General features: G+C 58.2%; 15 protein-coding genes. 9 read left to right on the plus strand and 6 right to left on the minus strand.

The features are described from left to right. Window positions 1–31 precede the first annotated feature (31 nt). Genes nagA through DK510_RS17715 form a run of 4 tightly spaced genes read right to left on the minus strand, consistent with a single transcriptional unit; the run spans window position 32 to window position 3824 of the window. Window positions 32–1168: an N-acetylglucosamine-6-phosphate deacetylase gene (gene nagA / locus DK510_RS17700; RefSeq protein WP_109313209.1), complete on the minus strand. Its 1137-nt coding sequence runs from the start codon at window positions 1166–1168 to the stop codon at window positions 32–34. Further along, a complete protein-coding gene (locus tag DK510_RS17705; RefSeq protein ID WP_109313348.1) occupies window positions 1165–2193 on the minus strand; it encodes an SIS domain-containing protein in 1029 nt (342 codons plus the stop codon). Before DK510_RS17705 ends, nagA begins: the two co-directional genes overlap by 4 nt. A gap of 19 nt (window positions 2194–2212) precedes the next feature. Further along, on the minus strand, window positions 2213–2962 hold the full coding sequence (locus DK510_RS17710) for a GntR family transcriptional regulator (protein WP_108859343.1): 750 nt from the start codon (window positions 2960–2962) through the stop codon (window positions 2213–2215). Further along, window positions 2949–3824 (minus strand): BadF/BadG/BcrA/BcrD ATPase family protein, encoded by an 876-nt coding sequence (locus DK510_RS17715; protein ID WP_109313210.1) that lies wholly within the window; start codon window positions 3822–3824, stop codon window positions 2949–2951. Before DK510_RS17715 ends, DK510_RS17710 begins: the two co-directional genes overlap by 14 nt. Window positions 3825–3993: 169 nt before the next feature. On the opposite strand from DK510_RS17715, the gene DK510_RS17720 reads away from it, so the two are divergent. The 7 genes from DK510_RS17720 (at window position 3994) to DK510_RS17750 (ending at window position 12124) form a co-directional block, all read left to right on the plus strand. Beyond that, on the plus strand, window positions 3994–4881 hold the full coding sequence (locus DK510_RS17720) for an N-acetylmuramic acid 6-phosphate etherase (protein ID WP_109313349.1): 888 nt from the start codon (window positions 3994–3996) through the stop codon (window positions 4879–4881). A gap of 25 nt (window positions 4882–4906) precedes the next feature. Continuing rightward, window positions 4907–6160, plus strand: coding sequence for an ABC transporter substrate-binding protein (locus DK510_RS17725; RefSeq protein WP_058275925.1), 1254 nt, complete (start codon window positions 4907–4909; stop codon window positions 6158–6160). A gap of 72 nt (window positions 6161–6232) precedes the next feature. Continuing rightward, window positions 6233–7147, plus strand: a complete 915-nt coding sequence (locus DK510_RS17730; protein ID WP_109313211.1) for a carbohydrate ABC transporter permease — start codon at window positions 6233–6235, stop codon at window positions 7145–7147. Between the two features lie 10 nt (window positions 7148–7157). Continuing rightward, window positions 7158–7997, plus strand: coding sequence for a carbohydrate ABC transporter permease (locus DK510_RS17735; RefSeq protein ID WP_058275926.1), 840 nt, complete (start codon window positions 7158–7160; stop codon window positions 7995–7997). After that, window positions 7994–9028 carry a Gfo/Idh/MocA family protein gene (locus tag DK510_RS17740; RefSeq protein ID WP_109313212.1) on the plus strand — a complete coding sequence of 345 codons (1035 nt, stop codon included), beginning with the start codon at window positions 7994–7996 and terminating at the stop codon, window positions 9026–9028. Before DK510_RS17735 ends, DK510_RS17740 begins: the two co-directional genes overlap by 4 nt. Beyond that, on the plus strand, window positions 9025–10020 hold the full coding sequence (locus DK510_RS17745) for an ABC transporter ATP-binding protein (protein ID WP_058275591.1): 996 nt from the start codon (window positions 9025–9027) through the stop codon (window positions 10018–10020). Before DK510_RS17740 ends, DK510_RS17745 begins: the two co-directional genes overlap by 4 nt. A 214-nt stretch (window positions 10021–10234) precedes the next feature. Then, a complete protein-coding gene (locus DK510_RS17750; protein WP_109313213.1) occupies window positions 10235–12124 on the plus strand; it encodes a PhoX family phosphatase in 1890 nt (629 codons plus the stop codon). A gap of 49 nt (window positions 12125–12173) precedes the next feature. On the opposite strand, the gene DK510_RS17755 is transcribed toward DK510_RS17750, so the two are convergent. Both DK510_RS17755 and DK510_RS17760 read right to left on the minus strand, forming a co-directional pair. Beyond that, the gene (locus DK510_RS17755) at window positions 12174–12740 is read right to left on the minus strand and encodes a tetratricopeptide repeat protein (RefSeq protein WP_109313214.1); all 567 of its coding nucleotides are present in this window, start codon (window positions 12738–12740) and stop codon (window positions 12174–12176) included. Window positions 12741–12770: 30 nt separating this feature from the next. Next, window positions 12771–13259, minus strand: coding sequence for an Lrp/AsnC family transcriptional regulator (locus DK510_RS17760; protein ID WP_109313350.1), 489 nt, complete (start codon window positions 13257–13259; stop codon window positions 12771–12773). 102 nt (window positions 13260–13361) lie between these two features. Between DK510_RS17760 and putA the strand changes: the two genes are divergently transcribed. Then, window positions 13362–16763 carry a bifunctional proline dehydrogenase/L-glutamate gamma-semialdehyde dehydrogenase PutA gene (gene putA, locus DK510_RS17765; protein WP_109313215.1) on the plus strand — a complete coding sequence of 1134 codons (3402 nt, stop codon included), beginning with the start codon at window positions 13362–13364 and terminating at the stop codon, window positions 16761–16763. Window positions 16764–16805: 42 nt separating this feature from the next. Beyond that, window positions 16806–17549, plus strand: coding sequence for a rhomboid family intramembrane serine protease (locus DK510_RS17770; protein ID WP_109313216.1), 744 nt, complete (start codon window positions 16806–16808; stop codon window positions 17547–17549). Window positions 17550–17555 lie beyond the last annotated feature (6 nt).

Genomic DNA, 17555 nt, shown 5'->3' on the forward strand with positions numbered 1-17555 from the left:
CAGACAGTCATTCTGCCAGCCAAAGGCAAACTCAAGATTGCGCGGGCAGCCATTCGCAACGGCTGAAATCGGCAGATATCCGGATCACCGAACTGTATTCAAAGACCGTTGGCGGGGCCAACCCGATCAGCTGAGCCGGATAAGAAGTGGCCGCCGCCAGTGCGTCCTGCAACGGCACGCCAACTTGGTTGAACAGCACGCCAACGGCGGTCGTCAGGTCCAAATCTGCGCCGGCCAGAGTTCCGTCCGCCAGTGTCAACCTGCCGTCGGTTCGCGTGATTTTGCGGCCTTCAAGGGTGAATTCGGTTTGATCGGTTCCCGCCACAGCCATCGCATCGCTGACCAGAAAGATTTGACCCGGCGCAGTTTTCGCAGCCCAAGCAGCGCGCATCGCGGCGGGGTGCACATGGACACCATCGGCAATCATGCCTGCAGACAGCGTTCCGCTGGCCAGCGCTGCGCCGACGAGGCCGGGTTCACGATTGCCCAGCTGGCTCATCGCGTTGAACAGATGGGTTACGCAACGCGCACCGGCGGCAGCATACCGCTGGCAAGTCGCAAAATCCGCATCGCTGTGCCCGAGCGAAACAAGGATACCAGCGTCGCTCATGGCGCGGACCTGCTGCTCGGACACTGCCTCGGGGGCGACAGTTACCTTCAGGCAGGGAAGTGCATTTGCGACTTCTATCAGCGTGTTCAAATCTGCTGCTGCCATCGGCCGTATCAAATTACCGTCGTGCGCCCCTTTCCGCGCGACCGACAAATGCGGCCCTTCCAAATGCAGCCCTGCGACGCCCGGCACCTGTGCTCGCACTGCCTCGATCGTCGCATCTATTGCTGCGCGGGTTTTGGCGGGTTCGTCGGTGATCAGAGTGGGCAGCAGCGAAATCACCCCCAATCGGCGATGGGCACCGGCAATTCTGCGGATCGTTTCGACCGACGGATCATCGTTGAACATAACGCCATCGCCGCCATTGACCTGCAGATCCACAAAACCGGGGCTGAGTATGTCGCCGTTCAGATCGACAACGTCCTTTTCCTGGGCGACCTCGGCGTCGGGCAAAACTTCCCCCGAACGCCCCTCGCGAAAAACAAGCGCGTGGTCGTTTAACAACCGATTGCCGTCGAAAATCGGCCCGTTTCGAAAGATCACCTTGCGTTCTGTCATACCGTTTCGGTCACTTTTTTAAGGTGCCGCGGTGCGTCCGGGTCGATCCCCCGCGCACTGGCGACGGCCTCTACCATGCTGTAGAAAGACGTAATCGCCGTTATTGGGTCGGTGATCCAATGATCCGTTCGAACCACTGGCAGAGCCTGCGCGCGCGTTACTTTGGTGGTCGTCGCAAAAACCGCAGCACCTTTTTCGGCCAAGGCATCAGCCGCATCGGCAGTCGCCTGTTCGGCTGCATCATTGGCCGCGAACGAAATCACCGAAAACCCTTCTTCGACAATCGACACCGGGCCATGCAGCACTTCGGCCGCTGAATAGCTTTCGGCATGGATTTGACATGTCTCTTTGATCTTCAATGCAGCTTCGTCAGAGATTGCATAAGAAGGACCGCGACCAAGCGTAAACAAAGACCGCCCGGTGATTGTTTCGGCTGCAGCCGACCAATCGCAATGTGCCGCCCGCGCCAGGTATTCGGGCAAAGATTGGATCGCCGCGATCAATTCAGCATCCTCTTTGACCTCGGCCAGCAACCATAGACCGGACACCAACGAGGTCACAAATGTCTTTGTCGCTGCGACGCTCAGCTCTGGTCCCGCGTGCAATGGCAGAACTGCATCCGCCACGTCGGCCAGGCGCGATTCCGAGTTGTTGGTCACCGCAATTGTCAGTGCGCCAGAGTTTCGCAAAGACCCTGTCAGGCCAACAATATCCGGGCTTTGGCCGGATTGCGAGATGGACAGGCAGACAGATCCTTTTGCCCTGAGATCCACCCCGTAAATCGAACTGACGGACGGCCCTACCGAGGCAACCGGTAATCCAAGAAGCAGTTCACTGGCATATTTCAAATAGCTGCAGGCATGGTCAGATGATCCCCGGGCGACCGAGATCAAAAAACGTGGATCCGTATCCCTTACGCTTTGCGCAGCTGCTCGGATATTGTCTGCCCCCGTGCTGAGCAATCTGTCGACGGCATCAGGGATCTCCAGAATTTCCTGACGCATTTTCGAGTTCTTTTCGGACATTTGATCCCGGTCCTTCCGGTTATAGGCGCAATTCAGCGACAAAGTCATAAGCGTCGCCGCGATAGAGCGACCGCGTCATCTCTGCGACCCGCCCGTTTTTCAAAAATGAGATACGCTCGATGTTCAGCCCCGCCGCACCTTCGGGCACCTCCAGCAGTTCGGCCTCTCGCGCGGCTAGATTCAGAGCCGATATCTTCTGCACCGCGCGCACCGGGCGGCGCCCCAGACCATCAAGCACTTCGTACAGAGACGTCGTGACTTCGATTGGATTCGGCAGGATATCAAGTGGCAGCGCAGCACGTTCCAACGCCAGTGGACGCCCGTCCGCCTCGCGCAGGCGGTAAATGCGGGATATCTGCTCACCCTCTGACAGATTCAGCGCAGTGACCTCTTCTGGGGTTGGCGCAAACACTCCGCGCTCCAACCACTTTGAAGTTGTCTCCATTCCTCGGCTCGACATATCTTCGGTGAACGAGGTCAGGTGTTTCAGCGATTGTTCAACCCTTTGAACACGTTCCCGAATGAAGGACCCAGACCCTTGGCGCTGCTCGATCACACCTTCCTGCACCAGCTCCTGAATCGCCTTGCGCACGGTCACGCGGGATAGTTCTGTGATTTCAACCAGTTCCCGTTCAGATGGCAGCGATGAGTTCGGCGCAAGGACGCCCGTATCGATCCCCTCTTGCAACCTGCGCCGCAACTGCACGTAGCGGGGACCATTTTCCGAGGTCAGCCAAAGATCAGAGCGTAGGAATTCAGCAATGCTCATGCGGGACCTCCTTCGCCAAAGCCAGTGCCCCGGTCAACGGCTCGCCCGATGGAGGGCGTATCTCTGACTGCATGGCAGCAGGCAGATAGTGCGCATAATGCGGAGAGATACCGCCGGTCAGGCAGATCGCGACTTCTGGCTGCCATCCGAGACGTGCCGCCATATCGGCGATGTAAGTAGCACCGGCCTGCATAATTTTTCTGGCGACGTCGTCTCCGGAAACTGCTGCAGTGGTAATCATCGGGGCCAACGCGCCGAACTCTGTCGGCGTCGCCCGCCCGGCAAATTCGACGATCCCTGCACTACCGCCAAAATCATCCAGCAATTTCTGCGTAAGATCGCTAGTGACCTGAATTCCATCCACGGAATTCAATGCTCCTGCCAATGCAAAACGACCAACCCATTGCGCAGATGCCTCATCCCCCAATACTGGCCCCCACCCCCCGGCAAACCGCATCACCCGATCCTTCTGCGAAGCAACAAAGGACCCCGTGCCACAATGGGCGATCAAGCCGTCCTGAGACGCGAGCGCACCCCGCAGCGCGGCTGGTCGATCATCGGAAACGCGCGCCCGCGTTAGGCCCAGCGCGCTCTGCACGCGACGGGCAATATGGTCATCTGTGACGCCAGCCAATCCGACAAAGGCGGGCAACTGAGTCAGGTCCTGAACATCTACAGCAAGCGTTTGCGCAATCTCGGTGATCCCCGATTTCATCTGCAGGACGGACGCATCGAAATCTGTCGAGACATTGGCAGCCCCGGTTTCAACAGAATGGACAATACCATCGACTTCACATGCAACCCGACATCGGGTTCCGCCACCATCTATGGCCAGTACAGCATTGCTCAGAGACTCAGTCATGACAATACCATTATAATACCTATTTGAATTTAGGAAGGCCAAAATAGGCCGATTTCCGCAGCTTTTCTCTGTTTTGATACAAAATACGTTGATTTCCATTGGAAAAATAAAATTATGGACAAGTGGTATTGAATAGGTATTGTACTGGGAACCGCAAAGGGGGATTCTTTTGACGCTGCCGCCGACCGAACAACTGCATCCAGACGCCAACAAGCTGGACCCACAAGACCCTGTCGCCTCTGCTCGGGCGCTGGTTGAGGGGCAGATTGCAGCCGCGGCCTCAGCGCGTGGCGCATTGGACGCGATCGCGCGGGGCGGCAACGCCATGGCGCAGACCATCCGCGCCGGCGGCGTGCTGCACTATGTGGCCGCAGGCTCGTCCGGGTTGATGGCCGCTGCCGACGCGCAAGAGCTGGGCGGCACCTTCTCAATCCCTGCGAACCAACTCCGTATACATATGGCAGGCGGCCTGCCTACCGGTGTCGAAATGCCCGGAGGCGCAGAAGACGAAGCCGACGGACTAGCGGACGCGCTTTCGACATTGCAACCAACGGATACGATCATCGCAGTGTCCGCAAGCGGATCGACGCCATACACCCTGACCGCCAGCAATATCGCACAGTCATTTGGCGCAACCGTTATCGGAATTGCCAATAACGCAGGCAGCCCTTTGCTGGAAAGCGCAGATATCCCAATTCTTTTGGCGACGCCGCCGGAATTGGTCTCGGGTTCGACGCGTATGGGTGCTGGAACAGCTCAGAAAATCGCTCTGAACATGCTGTCGTCTCTCATGGCACTGCAACTTGGCCATGTTCACGGCGGCATGATGGTTTACCTGCGCGCCGACAACGACAAGTTGCGCGCGCGGGCGACGGGGATCGTCGCGCGGATCGCCAATGTTGATACGGAAAAAGCAAAACGCGCGCTGGACGCCGCGAACGGAGACGTGAAGCCGGCGGTGCTAATCGCCGCACTTGGCATATCACCCAAAGATGCCTCGGCCGTTCTGGACGCAAGCGGCGGGGTTCTGAAATCCGCACTGGAACAAGATAAATAACTGCTAACCAACTGGGAGAATACGAATGAAACGCAATAGCCTGAAACTGGCCTTACTGGGCACGACCCTGATGGCTTCAAGCGCCTATGCCGAGGACGTCACGCTGATCATCGAAAGCTGGCGCAATGACGACCTGACCTTGTGGCAGGAACAGATCATCCCGGCGTTCGAAGCCAAACACCCTGGGATCAAACTGCAGTTCACCCCATCAGCTCCGGCAGAATACAACGCTGTGTTGAACTCGAAACTGGATGCGGGTTCGGCCGGTGATCTTATCACGTGCCGTCCGTTTGATGCGTCGCTGGCACTGTATGAGGCCGGGCACCTGACCGATCTGTCTTCGGTCGACGCGATGAGCAACTTTTCGGACGTGGCAAAATCGGCATGGCAGACGGATGACGGCTCGGCCAGCTTCTGTGTTCCGATGGCGTCGGTGATCCACGGCTTCATTTACAACAAGGATGCGTTTGCTGAGCTGGGCATCGACGTGCCTACCACCGAAGACGAGTTCTTTGCTGCACTCGACAAGATCAAGGAAGACGGCACCTACATTCCGATGGCGATGGGCACCAACGATCAGTGGGAAGCCGCCACAATGGGCTACAACAACATCGGCCCAAACTATTGGAAAGGCGAAGAAGGTCGTCAGGCCCTGATCGCGGGCGAGCAGAAACTGACGGATGAAGCCTGGACTGCCCCTTACGCCACATTGGCGCGCTGGGGACAGTATCTGGGCGACGGATATGAGGCACAGACCTATCCCGACAGCCAGAACATCTTCACTCTGGGCCGGGCTGCGATCTACCCTGCCGGATCGTGGGAGATTGCTGGCTTCAACACACAGGCCGACTTTGAGATGGGCGCGTTCAAGCCGCCGGTCCAAAACGCGGGCGACACCTGCTATATCTCTGACCACACGGATATCGGCATTGGCATGAATGCTGCTTCCGAGCACCCCGAGGCCGCTGAGACCTTCCTCGCGTGGGTCGCAAGCCCCGAGTTTGCCGAAATCTTTGGCAACGCCGTGCCGGGTTTCTTCCCGCTGTCCAACACTCCGGTCGAGCTGGCAGATCCGTTGGCCAAAGAGTTCGTCGGATGGCGCGATGAATGTGAATCGACTATCCGTTCGACATATCAGATCCTGTCGCGCGGCACGCCGAACCTTGAGAACGAGACCTGGGGCGCATCCGTTGCCGCCATCAAGGGCGCCAACAGCCCTGAAGAACTGGGCGCAGACCTGCAAAAAGGCCTGTCCTCCTGGTACGCTCCGCACCAGTAAGCGCTGATCTGACACATACCCGGGCGGCGGTGATCGCCCGGGTATCCCCGACACTCCTTTGAAAGCAATCCCATGAACCGCCCCCGCTTCCGCTGGCATATCCTTGTGTTTCTTGCACCGGCCGTTCTTGTTTACACGGCGGTGATGATTTTCCCGCTGTTCAACACGCTGCGTCTGGCGCTCTATACCGAGATTGACCAAAGCCGCGTTTTCGTTGGATTGCAGAACTTTCAAACCCTGTTCTTTGATCCAATCTGGTCCGAACAGTTCTGGAATGCACTGGGCAATAACTTCTGGTTCTTCCTGATCCACATGCTGGTTCAAAACCCGATCGGGATTGCATTGGCCGCCCTGCTCAGCCACCCGCGCCTGAGGTTTGCAGCCTTGTATCGGTCGGCGATCTTCATCCCCACGATCCTGAGCTTTGTGATCGTCGGGTTCGCGTGGAAACTGATCCTCTCGCCGATTTGGGGCATCGCGCCGTCGATGCTGGATGCTGTCGGGCTCAAGTCGCTGTTCGCCCCATGGCTGGGGAAAGAGGAATATGCACTGACCACACTGGCGTTGATTTCGGTCTGGCAGTTTGTCGGCATCCCGATGATGTTGATCTACGCTGCGCTGTTGACCATCCCCGAAGAAATTCTTGAGGCCGGAGAGATCGACGGCATCACCGGAACAGCGGCCTTCTGGAAGATCAAACTGCCGCTGATCCTGCCCTCGATCGGGATCATCTCGATCTTGACTTTCGTCGGGAATTTCAACGCATTCGATCTGATCTACGCGTCACAAGGCGCGTTGGCGGGGCCGGATTTCTCGACCGATATTCTTGGTACCTTCATGTACCGCACATTCTTTGGCTTCCAGCTGCAACTGGGTGACCCGCATATGGGTTCGGCTATCGCCGGGGCAATGTTCGCCATCATCCTTGTGGGTGTTTGTATCTACCTTTTCGGCGTCCAGACCCGGATGCGCCGGTATCAACTCTGAGGGCATCACGATGAACAAAGCACGTCATAACCCCCTCAACATGGTCGCGATGCACGGCGCGCTGATCCTGTACACACTGATCGCACTGTTTCCGGTCTTTGTGATCCTGATCAACAGCTTCAAATCCCGCCGCGCGATCTTTCGCGAACCATTGGCTCTGCCCAATGCCGACAGCTTCTCGATGATTGGCTATGAGACGGTGATGAAGCAGGGGGATTTCTTCCTGTATTTCCAAAACTCGATGATTGTCACCGTGGCATCGCTGTCTTTCATCCTGTTGTTCGGCGCGATGGCCGCCTATGCGTTGTCGGAATACCAGTTCAAGGGCAACCTGATCATGGGGCTGTATCTGGCGCTGGGGATCATGATCCCCATTCGTATCGGCACCGTGGCGATCCTTGAGATGATGGTGGCGACCGGGCTGGTAAACTCGCTCTGGGCGCTGATCCTTGTTTATACGGCTCAAGGGTTGCCATTGGCCGTATTCATCCTGTCCGAATTCATGCGACAAGTCAGCGATGACCTGAAGAATGCCGGGCGCATCGACGGATTATCCGAATACACGATATTCTTCCGCCTTGTTCTGCCTCTGGTCCGGCCCGCGATGGCGACCGTGGCCGTGTTCAACATGATCCCGATCTGGAACGACCTTTGGTTCCCGTTGATCCTGGCCCCCGCCGAAGAAACCAAGACCCTGACACTGGGCAGCCAAGTGTTCATCGGCCAGTTCGTGACCGATTGGAACGCGGTCCTGTCGGCCTTGTCGATGGCCATTCTGCCGGTGCTTGTCCTGTACGTCATCTTCTCGCGACAGCTGATCCGCGGCATCACATCCGGAGCAGTCAAATGACCCGCGTACTGATTGCAGGCCTCGGCAATATGGGTTTGTGCCACGCGCTGGCGCACCATCACCACCCCGACGCGCAGATCGTTGGTTTGGTGAACCGGTCTGGCCGTGTGGATCATCCAGACCTTGCAGGTTATCCGGCATATTCGGATTTCGCAGCGGCGCTGGCTGAAACGAAACCCGACTTGGTCGTGGTCGCCACCTACTCTGATAGCCACGCGGATTTTGCCTGTGCGGCGATGGAGGCTGGCGCACATGTGTTTGTTGAAAAACCGCTGGCCACTAATGTCGCCGACGCCCGGCGTGTGGTCGAAACAGCAACCCGGCTGAATCGTAAGCTGGTGGTTGGATATATCCTGCGCCATCACCCCTCTTGGATGCGGCTGATCGATGAGGCGCGCAATCTTGGCGGACCCTATGTGTTCCGGTTGAACCTGAACCAGCAGTCGTCGGGCGCGGAATGGGAAACGCATAAGGCATTGATGCAGACCACTTCGCCCATTGTTGATTGCGGCGTGCACTATGTCGACGTGATGTGCCAGATCACTGACGCGCTGCCTGTCCGGGTGCATGGTATGGGCCTGCGCCTGTCGGATGAAATCGCACCGGACATGTACAATTACGGCCAGTTTCAGGTGGTCTTCGACGACGGCTCGGTCGGCTGGTACGAGGCCGGATGGGGCCCGATGATGTCGGAAACCGCGTTCTTTGTGAAAGATATCGTGTCGCCCAACGGGTCCGTTTCGATTGCCGATGGGAACAAGGGTGCGTCTGCCGACATCGACGGCCATACCAAAGTCGGCGGCTTGCTGGTCCATACACCGCAAGGCGACCACACCATCGAGATGCCGGACGAACCCGGCCATCAAGACCTTTGTGATGCCGAGCAGGCTTATATGCTGCGCGCTATCGCCGAAGATATCGACCTGACCCGTCATATGAATGACGCCGTCCAATCGCTCGCCATTTGTCTGGCTGCGGATCAAAGTATCCGAACCGGCCAGCCCGTTTCCCTTGAGGAGCCCGCATCATGACCGCCCTGACGCTGAACAATGTGAACAAGTCCTTTGGCAACGTGCATGTCCTGAAAGACATCACGCTGGAGGTCGAAGAAGGCGAATTCGTCGTCTTTGTCGGCCCGTCGGGTTGTGGCAAGTCCACCCTGCTCCGGGTGATTGCGGGGCTCGAAGATGCATCGTCTGGTGAGATCAACATTGGCGGGCAGCAGGTCAATCTGGTACCGCCATCCAAGCGTGGGATCGCGATGGTGTTCCAAAGCTATGCGCTCTATCCCCACCTCAGCGTTCGGGGCAATATGACCCTTGCGCTGAAGCAGGAAAAGCAGCCCAAATCGGAAATCGAAGGCCGTGTCGCCAAGGCCAGCCGGATGCTGAACCTTGAACCCTATTTGGACCGTTACCCGTCCGAGCTGTCAGGTGGCCAGCGCCAGCGTGTCGCCATCGGGCGCGCCATTGTGCGTGAACCTAAACTGTTCCTGTTTGATGAGCCGCTGTCCAATCTGGACGCCGCCCTGCGGATGAACACTCGGATCGAGATCGCCAATCTGCACCGTGCTTTGGATGCATCGATGATCTATGTGACCCATGATCAGACCGAAGCGATGACGCTGGCCGACAAGATCGTTGTTCTGCGCGATGGTCGGGTTGAGCAGATCGGTAGCCCGATGGAGCTGTACAACAACCCCGCAAATCAGTTCGTCGCCGGGTTCCTGGGCTCACCTTCTATGAACTTCCTGCCTGAAGCGTTAGTTCAAGAAAGCGGTCAGAACACGATCGGAATTCGCCCCGAGGACCTGTTCCTGTCAGATGACGGCCCGCTTGCCGCGCGTGTCAGCCATGTGGAAAAGTTGGGCGGGGACACCAACGTGATTGCCAAAGTTCAGGACCACGACGTCACAGCCCGTTTGTTTGGCCAACATGCCATCGCCGAAGGTCAGGAGTTGCGGTTCGGATATGCATCCGAGAAGGCCTATCGCTTTGATGAAGCAGGGCAGCGGCTGGCTTAAACCGGCATACTGCGGGGATCACACAACCTGATCGTCACAACAACACTTTACCAAGATAACAAGCGCGGCTGGCAGAAAGCTTTGGTATGCTTTCGCCAGCCGAATGCTTTTTCTTGAGGGCCAATTGAAGTCATTAATAATGTTGTTAAGAACATGTCACAAAGTCGCCCTACATGCCTTTCATCGACTACTCTAAGACAGCCAGGAGCCATTCATGAAAGACGTTGATACCACCACCCTGTCCGCCGACGATTGGGACGAGCTGCATTTCCCCCGCCCCGAGGAAAACGATTTTGATCGCGTCGTCGAAAACGCCATCTCTCGCCGTGGGTTTCTGGCTGGCGTAGTGGCCTTTGGCTCGGGTGCCGCCGCGATGGGTGCGGGCCTGATGGGTTCAACTGCCGCACACGCAGTTACGGCCTCGCGCTTTGCCTTCACGCCGATCGCTGCTCAGACAGACGGCACCGTTCACGTGCCAGAAGGCTATGAGTGGAAGGTTATGACGCGCTGGGGCGACCCGCTGTTTTCCGATGCCGACGGCTATGACATCACCGATGGTGGCCCAGTTGAAAAATCGGACCGCATCTTCGGTGAAAACACCGATGGGATGGAGACATTCTCGTTCCAGGGCCACGAGTTGATCGCGATCAACCACGAATACCCGAACCGCAAGATCAACCTGCCCGCCGCGCAGGAAGGTGTTCCGGCCAACGCCGACGATGTTCTGAAGTTGCAGAACATTCAGGGTGTCACCGTGATGGAAATCACCGAAGGCCCCGATGGCTGGTCGGTCGTCAAGGACAGCCCTTTCAACCGTCGTATCCACCATAACACGCCGATGAAGATCGTTGGCCCCGCAGCAGGTCACGACCTGCTGAAAACTGAAGCTGATCCGACCGGAACCACGTCGTTGGGTACGATGAACAACTGTGGTGCAGGTAAAACTCCGTGGGGTACCTACCTGACCTGCGAAGAGAACTTTAACGGCTACTTCGGGTCCAGCGATGAAAACGTCACTTACGACCAAAAGGTTGCAGATGGCTTCAAACGCTATGGTGTGAAAGCCGAAAGCTGGAACGGCTATGAACTGTTCGATCCTCGTTTCGATACGTCGAAAAACCCGAACGAGCCGCACCGCGCGGGCTGGATCGTCGAAATCGACCCGACCAAGCCCGACAGCACGCCGGTCAAGCATACCGGTCTGGGCCGTTTCAAGCACGAGAATGCCGAGGTCACTCTGGCCGCAGATGGTCGTGTTGTTGTCTACATGGGCGACGATGAGCGGGGCGAGTACCTGTACAAGTTTGTGTCGAACGGCACCTACCAACCGGGAGGTGAAACCGAGGGCCTGCTGAACGACGGCACGCTCTACGTCGCCAAGTTCAACGACGACATGAAGGGCGAATGGCTGGCTCTGACACCGGAAACCACCGGGATGGACGAAGCCGATATCGCAGTCTTTACCCGTATGGCCGCGTCCAAGGCCGGCGGCACGACCATGGACCGCCCTGAATGGGTCGCATCCAGCCCTGTTGCGGTAGAAGCGTATTGCTGTCTGACCAACAACAAGAACCGTGGCGTGAAGGCTAACGCCGGTGGAGATGACACCTCGGTCAACGCCCCCAACCCGCGCGAGGCCAACAAGTACGGTCAGATCGTGCGCTGGCGCCCCGCAAATGACGACCACGCCGCCGAAGGGTTCGATTGGGACCTGTACGTGATGGCGGGCAATCCGACGGTTCACTCGGACGATCGCGCCGGTTCGGCAAACGTGAATGAAGGGAACCTGTTCAACTCGCCCGATGGCATGGTGATTGACTCGACCGGGTTGATCTGGATCCAGACGGACGGAAATGACGACAATGAAGGAGACTTCGCAGGCAACGGCAACAACCAGATGCTGGTTGGGGATCCGATCACCGGCGAGATCGCGCGTTTCATGACCGGCCCGAACGGCTGTGAGGTCACCGGTCTGGCCTGGTCCAGCGATCTGCGCACCATGTTTGTCGGCATCCAGCACCCCGGCAGCAATTGGCCGGACGGCGGCACGCCACGGTCGTCGGTGATAGCAATCAAGCGTACCGATAACGGTCTGGTCGGCTAAAAACTTAATAGTCAAAACGCCCCCGGCCTTGCGGCTCGGGGGCGTTTTTTCAGATATCCTCACCCGGCACGGCCAGCGGTCCTCCCGGGGCCATGAGATGACGTTCCGATAGCCAAGGGTTCAATTCCAAGGCCTGGGACAACGCCTCACGCGCTTCATCAACGCGTTGAAGCCCTAACAAAGTCAACGCGCGGCCACTGATCGCGGCAACATGGTTGGGTGACAACTCGATTGCCTTGTCCAAGTCGGGCAGCGCGGATTGAAAATCCTGACGCAGGTAGTGGGCGAATGCGCGTTGGTTGTACCCTTCGGCGTAGGACGGGCAGTACGCGACCAGCTTGTCAAAATCTTCAATCGCGCCCAGCAAGTCCCACGCATTTCGACGTGTCATGCCACGGTCCAGAACGGCCTGCGCGCTTTCGTCCGGAGCATCGGTCCAGAACTCCCATAACTGACCGGACAGTGCATGAGCGGACTGTTCGGTTTCAGCGCTCTGTATCTGTTCCAGAACCGCCGATACATCTGCGGAATGGTCTGGCGCGACAGGGCAGTCTTGCGCATTGGCCGCAAAAACGGTCGCAGCATAGAAAATTGAGGCGTAAGCAAAGCGTTTCATGCGCCAATGGTGACGCGTGCAACGTGTTCGTCAACCCATCGCATCCAAGGCCCCAGACACCCCGGTCTCTTTCACAGCCTCCATCGCGACAAAGGTTGAGGTGCTGGCGACATGCGGCAATGATGAGATCTTTTCGGCCAGAACCGCGCGGTATTCCGACATAGACCCGGTGCGAATTTTCAGAAGGTAGTCAAAATTCGACGCAATCATATGGGCTTGTTCGATCTCAGGCACTTTACGAACGGCCGCGTTGAAATCGGCTAAAGCTCTCTCGCGCGTGTCAGTCAATCGGACTTCGACAAAGGCTACGTGGTCCAAACCAAGGCGAATGGGGTCCAGCAAGGCACGATATCCGGTAATGATGCCATCAGCCTCAAGTCTCTTCACACGTGCTTGAGTTGGGGATTTCGAAAGCCCGATACGCCGCGCGAGATCGGCGATGGGGATCCGGCCGTCCTCGGCCAGAATCGCCAGAATTGATTTGTCAAACCGATCCAGCCCCGGAAAGTCTTTTTGCATCGCCCAAACCTCAAAAAACAGGCTGATCGCCCGACCAAAGACAAAACTAAGGCAATCGTCCCGAAAAATCGACACTATATTACTCAAAAGACCGGAGGACACATGTCACACAGCCTGCGCGCCCGCATTGATGCCAAAACCTATGCAGATCCGTCGGAAATTCTTGACGCGTTGATCGCAAATGCTGATCTGAGCGAAGCCGACCGCGCCGCGATCTGCGCGGCTGCGGCGCAATTGGTGCGTGATATCAGGTCCAGCACCTCACCCGGTATGATGGAAGTGTTCCTGGCCGAATACGGCCTGTCCACCGACGAAGGCATCGCGTTGATGTGTCTGGCCGAGGCGCTGCTGCGCGTCCCCGATGCCGACACCATCGACTCGCTGATCGAGGACAAGATTGCCCCGTCGGATTGGGGCAAGCATCTGGGTCAATCCTCATCGTCTCTGGTCAATGCGTCCACATGGGCCCTGATGCTGACAGGCAAGGTGCTGGATGAAGACAAGACCTCTCCGGTCGGTGTCTTGCGCGGTGCGATCAAACGGCTGGGCGAACCCGTGATCCGAACGGCCGTCGGGCGCGCGATGAAGGAAATGGGTCGCCAGTTTGTCTTAGGCGAGACCATCCAATCCGCCTTGGACCGCGCCAGCGGCATGGAGGCTAAGGGCTACACCTATTCCTACGACATGCTGGGCGAAGCCGCGCGAACCGAAGCCGATGCCGCCCGCTATCACCTGTCCTACTCACGGGCGATTGCTGCAATCGCCGAAGCCTGCATTCACGACGATATCCGAGCCAATCCGGGGATTTCCGTCAAGCTGTCGGCGCTCCATCCACGCTATGAGTTGGCGCAAGAAGCAGAAGTCATGGAAGAACTGGTGCCCCGGTTGCTGGCCTTGGCCCTTTTGGCCAAGGCAGCAGGTATGGGCTTAAATGTAGACGCTGAAGAAGCAGATCGCCTCTCCCTGTCTCTGCAGGTGATCGAGGCGGTGATGGCCGAACCGGCCCTGGATGGTTGGGGCGGCCTGGGTATCGTCGTTCAGGCTTATGGCCCGCGCGCCGGGATCGTGCTGGACACACTGTATGACATGGCCGGGCGTCACGATCGAAAGCTGATGGTTCGTTTGGTCAAAGGGGCCTACTGGGATACCGAGGTCAAACGAGCTCAGGTTGAAGGCATCGATGGCTTTCCCGTGTTCACCCGCAAGGCGGCCACGGACATTTCTTACATCTCGAATGCGCGCAAACTGCTGGGTATGACCGATCGAATTTACCCGCAATTTGCCACCCACAACGCCCATACGGTCAGTGCGATCCTTCACATGGCCGATGACCAGCCATTCGAGTTCCAGCGCCTGCATGGAATGGGCGAAACCCTGCACCAGCTTGTCAAAGACCAAAACAACACACGGTGCCGGATCTATGCGCCGGTCGGGGCGCATCGGGACCTGCTGGCCTATCTGGTGCGGCGTCTGCTGGAGAACGGTGCAAACTCGTCATTCGTTAACCAAATCGTGGACGAGAACGTTCCGCCGGAAGAGGTCGCCGCTGATCCGTTCCTGACCATTGTGGATCAGGCACGACCGCTGCCAACCGGACCGAACCTGTTCCAACCCGAACGCGTGAATTCGAAGGGTTTCGACCTTCACCACACCCCGACATTGGACAAGATCGACGCCGCGCGGGATGCTTTCCGGGCGCACCATTGGTATGCCCAGCCGCTGCTGTCCGGCGATGCAAGCCCGGAACAGGACCAACCGGTCACCAATCCGGCCCAACCACAGGATCGCCCCGGAGCAATCGCCCCCGCCAGCGCCGAGGATGTCGAGCTTGCCCTGAATTCCGCGGCACCGTGGCAGGCACCACCAGCAGAACGGTCGCGTATCTTGAATACTGCTGCCGATCTATATGAGGCTCATTTCGGCGAGCTTTTCGCCTTGCTCGCGCGCGAGGCAGGTAAGTCCCTGCCCGATGCCGTTGCCGAACTGCGTGAGGCGGTCGATTTCCTGCGCTACTACGCTGCGAACATTCCCGATGCGGAACCGGCAGGCGTTTTCACCTGCATCAGCCCATGGAACTTCCCGCTCGCCATCTTCACAGGCCAGATTTCAGCAGCCTTGGCCACAGGCAACGCAGTTCTGGCCAAGCCCGCACCGCAAACGCCACTGATCTCGCATCGGGCCGTTCAATTGCTGCACGAGGCCGGCGTTCCCCGCGACGTGCTGCAATTATTGCCCGGCGGCCCGTCCGTTGGTGCGGCGTTGACCTCTGATCCGCGTGTATCCGGCGTGGCGTTTACCGGATCGACGGCGACCGCGTTGAAAATACGCGCAGCCATGGCCGACAACCTGCGCCCCGGCACGCCTCTGATCGCCGAGACCGGCGGGTTGAACGCGATGATCGTGGACAGTACCGCCCTGCCCGAACAGGCCGTTCAGTCTATCATCGAAAGCGCGTTTCAATCTGCCGGGCAGCGGTGTTCTGCCTTGCGGTGTCTCTATGTCCAGGAAGATATCGCCGACGATTTGCTGACAATGCTAACCGGTGCAATGCAGGCTCTACAGGTCGGAGATCCTTGGTTGATCTCAACCGATTGCGGACCGGTTATTGACGAGTCGGCGCGCCAGGGCATTGCAGATCACGTTGCCAATGCCCGCGCCGCAGGCCGCGTTTTAAAGGACACGCGCATACCGCCGGAAGGGACATTCATCGCCCCAACACTTATTGAGATACCCGGCATTTCCGCGCTGAAGCGTGAGATTTTTGGCCCTGTCCTGCATGTCGTTCGCTTCAAGGCATCTGAGATTGATCAGGTGATCGCCGACATTAACGCAACCGGGTACGGACTGACATTTGGTTTGCACACACGCATTGACGACCGGGTGCAACACATCACCGAAGCGGTGCATGCGGGCAATATCTACGTCAACCGCAACCAAATCGGCGCCATCGTAGGATCTCAGCCATTTGGCGGTGAGGGGCTTTCGGGCACAGGCCCCAAGGCGGGTGGACCGAATTACATGACGCGGTTCTGCGCCCCGGACCGGCAGCGGTCCGACGAGCAGTGGGAACGCCCGATGAGCGAGTTGCCGGATGTTCAGGGTACGCCCGCGTCGGTGCAGACCCAATCCCTGCCCGGCCCGACGGGCGAATCCAATCGGTTGAGCGAATTCGCACGCCCGCCATTGCTGTGCATGGGACCCGGAACCGAGGCCGCGCGCGCGCAAGCCGACGCCGTTCAGGCGCTGGGTGGTACGGCCATTCAGGCGACCGGTTCGTTAGACTTGCATCGGCTGGAGAACGTGACCGGGATATCGGGCGTTCTTTGGTGGGGCGATGACGACACAGCGCGTGAGATCGAACGTCACCTCGCCCGCCGGGACGGTCCGATCCTGCCGCTGATCCCCGGCCTTCCGGACCGCGCGCGCGTTCTGGCCGAGCGTCACCTGTGCGTTGATACAACAGCCGCGGGCGGCAATGCCGCATTGCTTGGGGGTGCGGCGTAAGCATGCCTTGACGCTGGGCCGGGAAAAGCCCAGCGTCGCCTCATGTTTCCAATCCGCGACCATAACCCTTCGGGGCGAACACCCTATGTCGTCTACCTGCTGATGGCGGCCAATATCCTGATATTCCTCAGCTATGTGGGCATCATGAACGATGTCCGGCTGATCAATCAGCTGTACTACGACTATGCGATTATCCCGGCGCGGATCACGGACGGTTTTGCTTTTGAGACGCTGGTGACCTCGATGTTCCTGCACGGAGGTTGGATGCATCTGGCCGGAAACATGCTGTTCCTGTGGATTTTCGGCGACAACCTCGAAGATGAAATGGGCCACCTGCCCTTTCTGCTTTTCTATATTGCAGCCGGAATCGGGGCGGGTCTGATCCATGTTTTCACAGCGCCGGGCTCGGTCGTGCCGACCATTGGCGCATCCGGTGCGATTGCGGGTGTCATGGGTGGTTACTTGCTGCTGTTCCCCAAGGCCCGCGTGGATATCATGCTGATCCTCATTGTCTATTTCCGCATATTCACAATACCTGCCTTTGTCATGCTGGGGGTTTGGTTGGCTATGCAGTTCTTTGGCAGTCTGGCCAGCAACCCGGACGAAGGCGGGGTGGCCTATTGGGCGCATACGGGTGGGTTTTTCGTGGGTCTGATCTTGTGCATCCCAATCTGGCTGCGGCGCGGCGGCACTGATTTTTGGGGCCGCACCCACGGCCATCCGCCGCATCCTGAACACAAGTACAAGCTAACTCAGTCGCGTATTCCTCGCGTACCCCGCAGGTAGCAGGGC

This window comes from Ruegeria sp. AU67 (assembly GCF_900312795.1).
Classification (GTDB): Bacteria; Pseudomonadota; Alphaproteobacteria; order Rhodobacterales; family Rhodobacteraceae; genus Ruegeria; species Ruegeria atlantica.

What these genes read in the sequence shown, in the direction of transcription:
- nagA (WP_109313209.1), bottom strand. Translation starts at nt 1,168, where the DNA reads ATGACAGAACGCAAGGTGATCTTTCGAAACGGGCCGATTTTCGACGGC.
- DK510_RS17705 (WP_109313348.1), bottom strand. Translation starts at nt 2,193, where the DNA reads ATGTCCGAAAAGAACTCGAAAATGCGTCAGGAAATTCTGGAGATCCCT.
- DK510_RS17710 (WP_108859343.1), bottom strand. Translation starts at nt 2,962, where the DNA reads ATGAGCATTGCTGAATTCCTACGCTCTGATCTTTGGCTGACCTCGGAA.
- DK510_RS17715 (WP_109313210.1), bottom strand. Translation starts at nt 3,824, where the DNA reads ATGACTGAGTCTCTGAGCAATGCTGTACTGGCCATAGATGGTGGCGGA.
- DK510_RS17725 (WP_058275925.1), top strand. Translation starts at nt 4,907, where the DNA reads ATGAAACGCAATAGCCTGAAACTGGCCTTACTGGGCACGACCCTGATG.
- DK510_RS17730 (WP_109313211.1), top strand. Translation starts at nt 6,233, where the DNA reads ATGAACCGCCCCCGCTTCCGCTGGCATATCCTTGTGTTTCTTGCACCG.
- DK510_RS17735 (WP_058275926.1), top strand. Translation starts at nt 7,158, where the DNA reads ATGAACAAAGCACGTCATAACCCCCTCAACATGGTCGCGATGCACGGC.
- DK510_RS17740 (WP_109313212.1), top strand. Translation starts at nt 7,994, where the DNA reads ATGACCCGCGTACTGATTGCAGGCCTCGGCAATATGGGTTTGTGCCAC.
- DK510_RS17745 (WP_058275591.1), top strand. Translation starts at nt 9,025, where the DNA reads ATGACCGCCCTGACGCTGAACAATGTGAACAAGTCCTTTGGCAACGTG.
- DK510_RS17750 (WP_109313213.1), top strand. Translation starts at nt 10,235, where the DNA reads ATGAAAGACGTTGATACCACCACCCTGTCCGCCGACGATTGGGACGAG.
- DK510_RS17755 (WP_109313214.1), bottom strand. Translation starts at nt 12,740, where the DNA reads ATGAAACGCTTTGCTTACGCCTCAATTTTCTATGCTGCGACCGTTTTT.
- DK510_RS17760 (WP_109313350.1), bottom strand. Translation starts at nt 13,259, where the DNA reads ATGCAAAAAGACTTTCCGGGGCTGGATCGGTTTGACAAATCAATTCTG.
- putA (WP_109313215.1), top strand. Translation starts at nt 13,362, where the DNA reads ATGTCACACAGCCTGCGCGCCCGCATTGATGCCAAAACCTATGCAGAT.
- DK510_RS17770 (WP_109313216.1), top strand. Translation starts at nt 16,806, where the DNA reads ATGTTTCCAATCCGCGACCATAACCCTTCGGGGCGAACACCCTATGTC.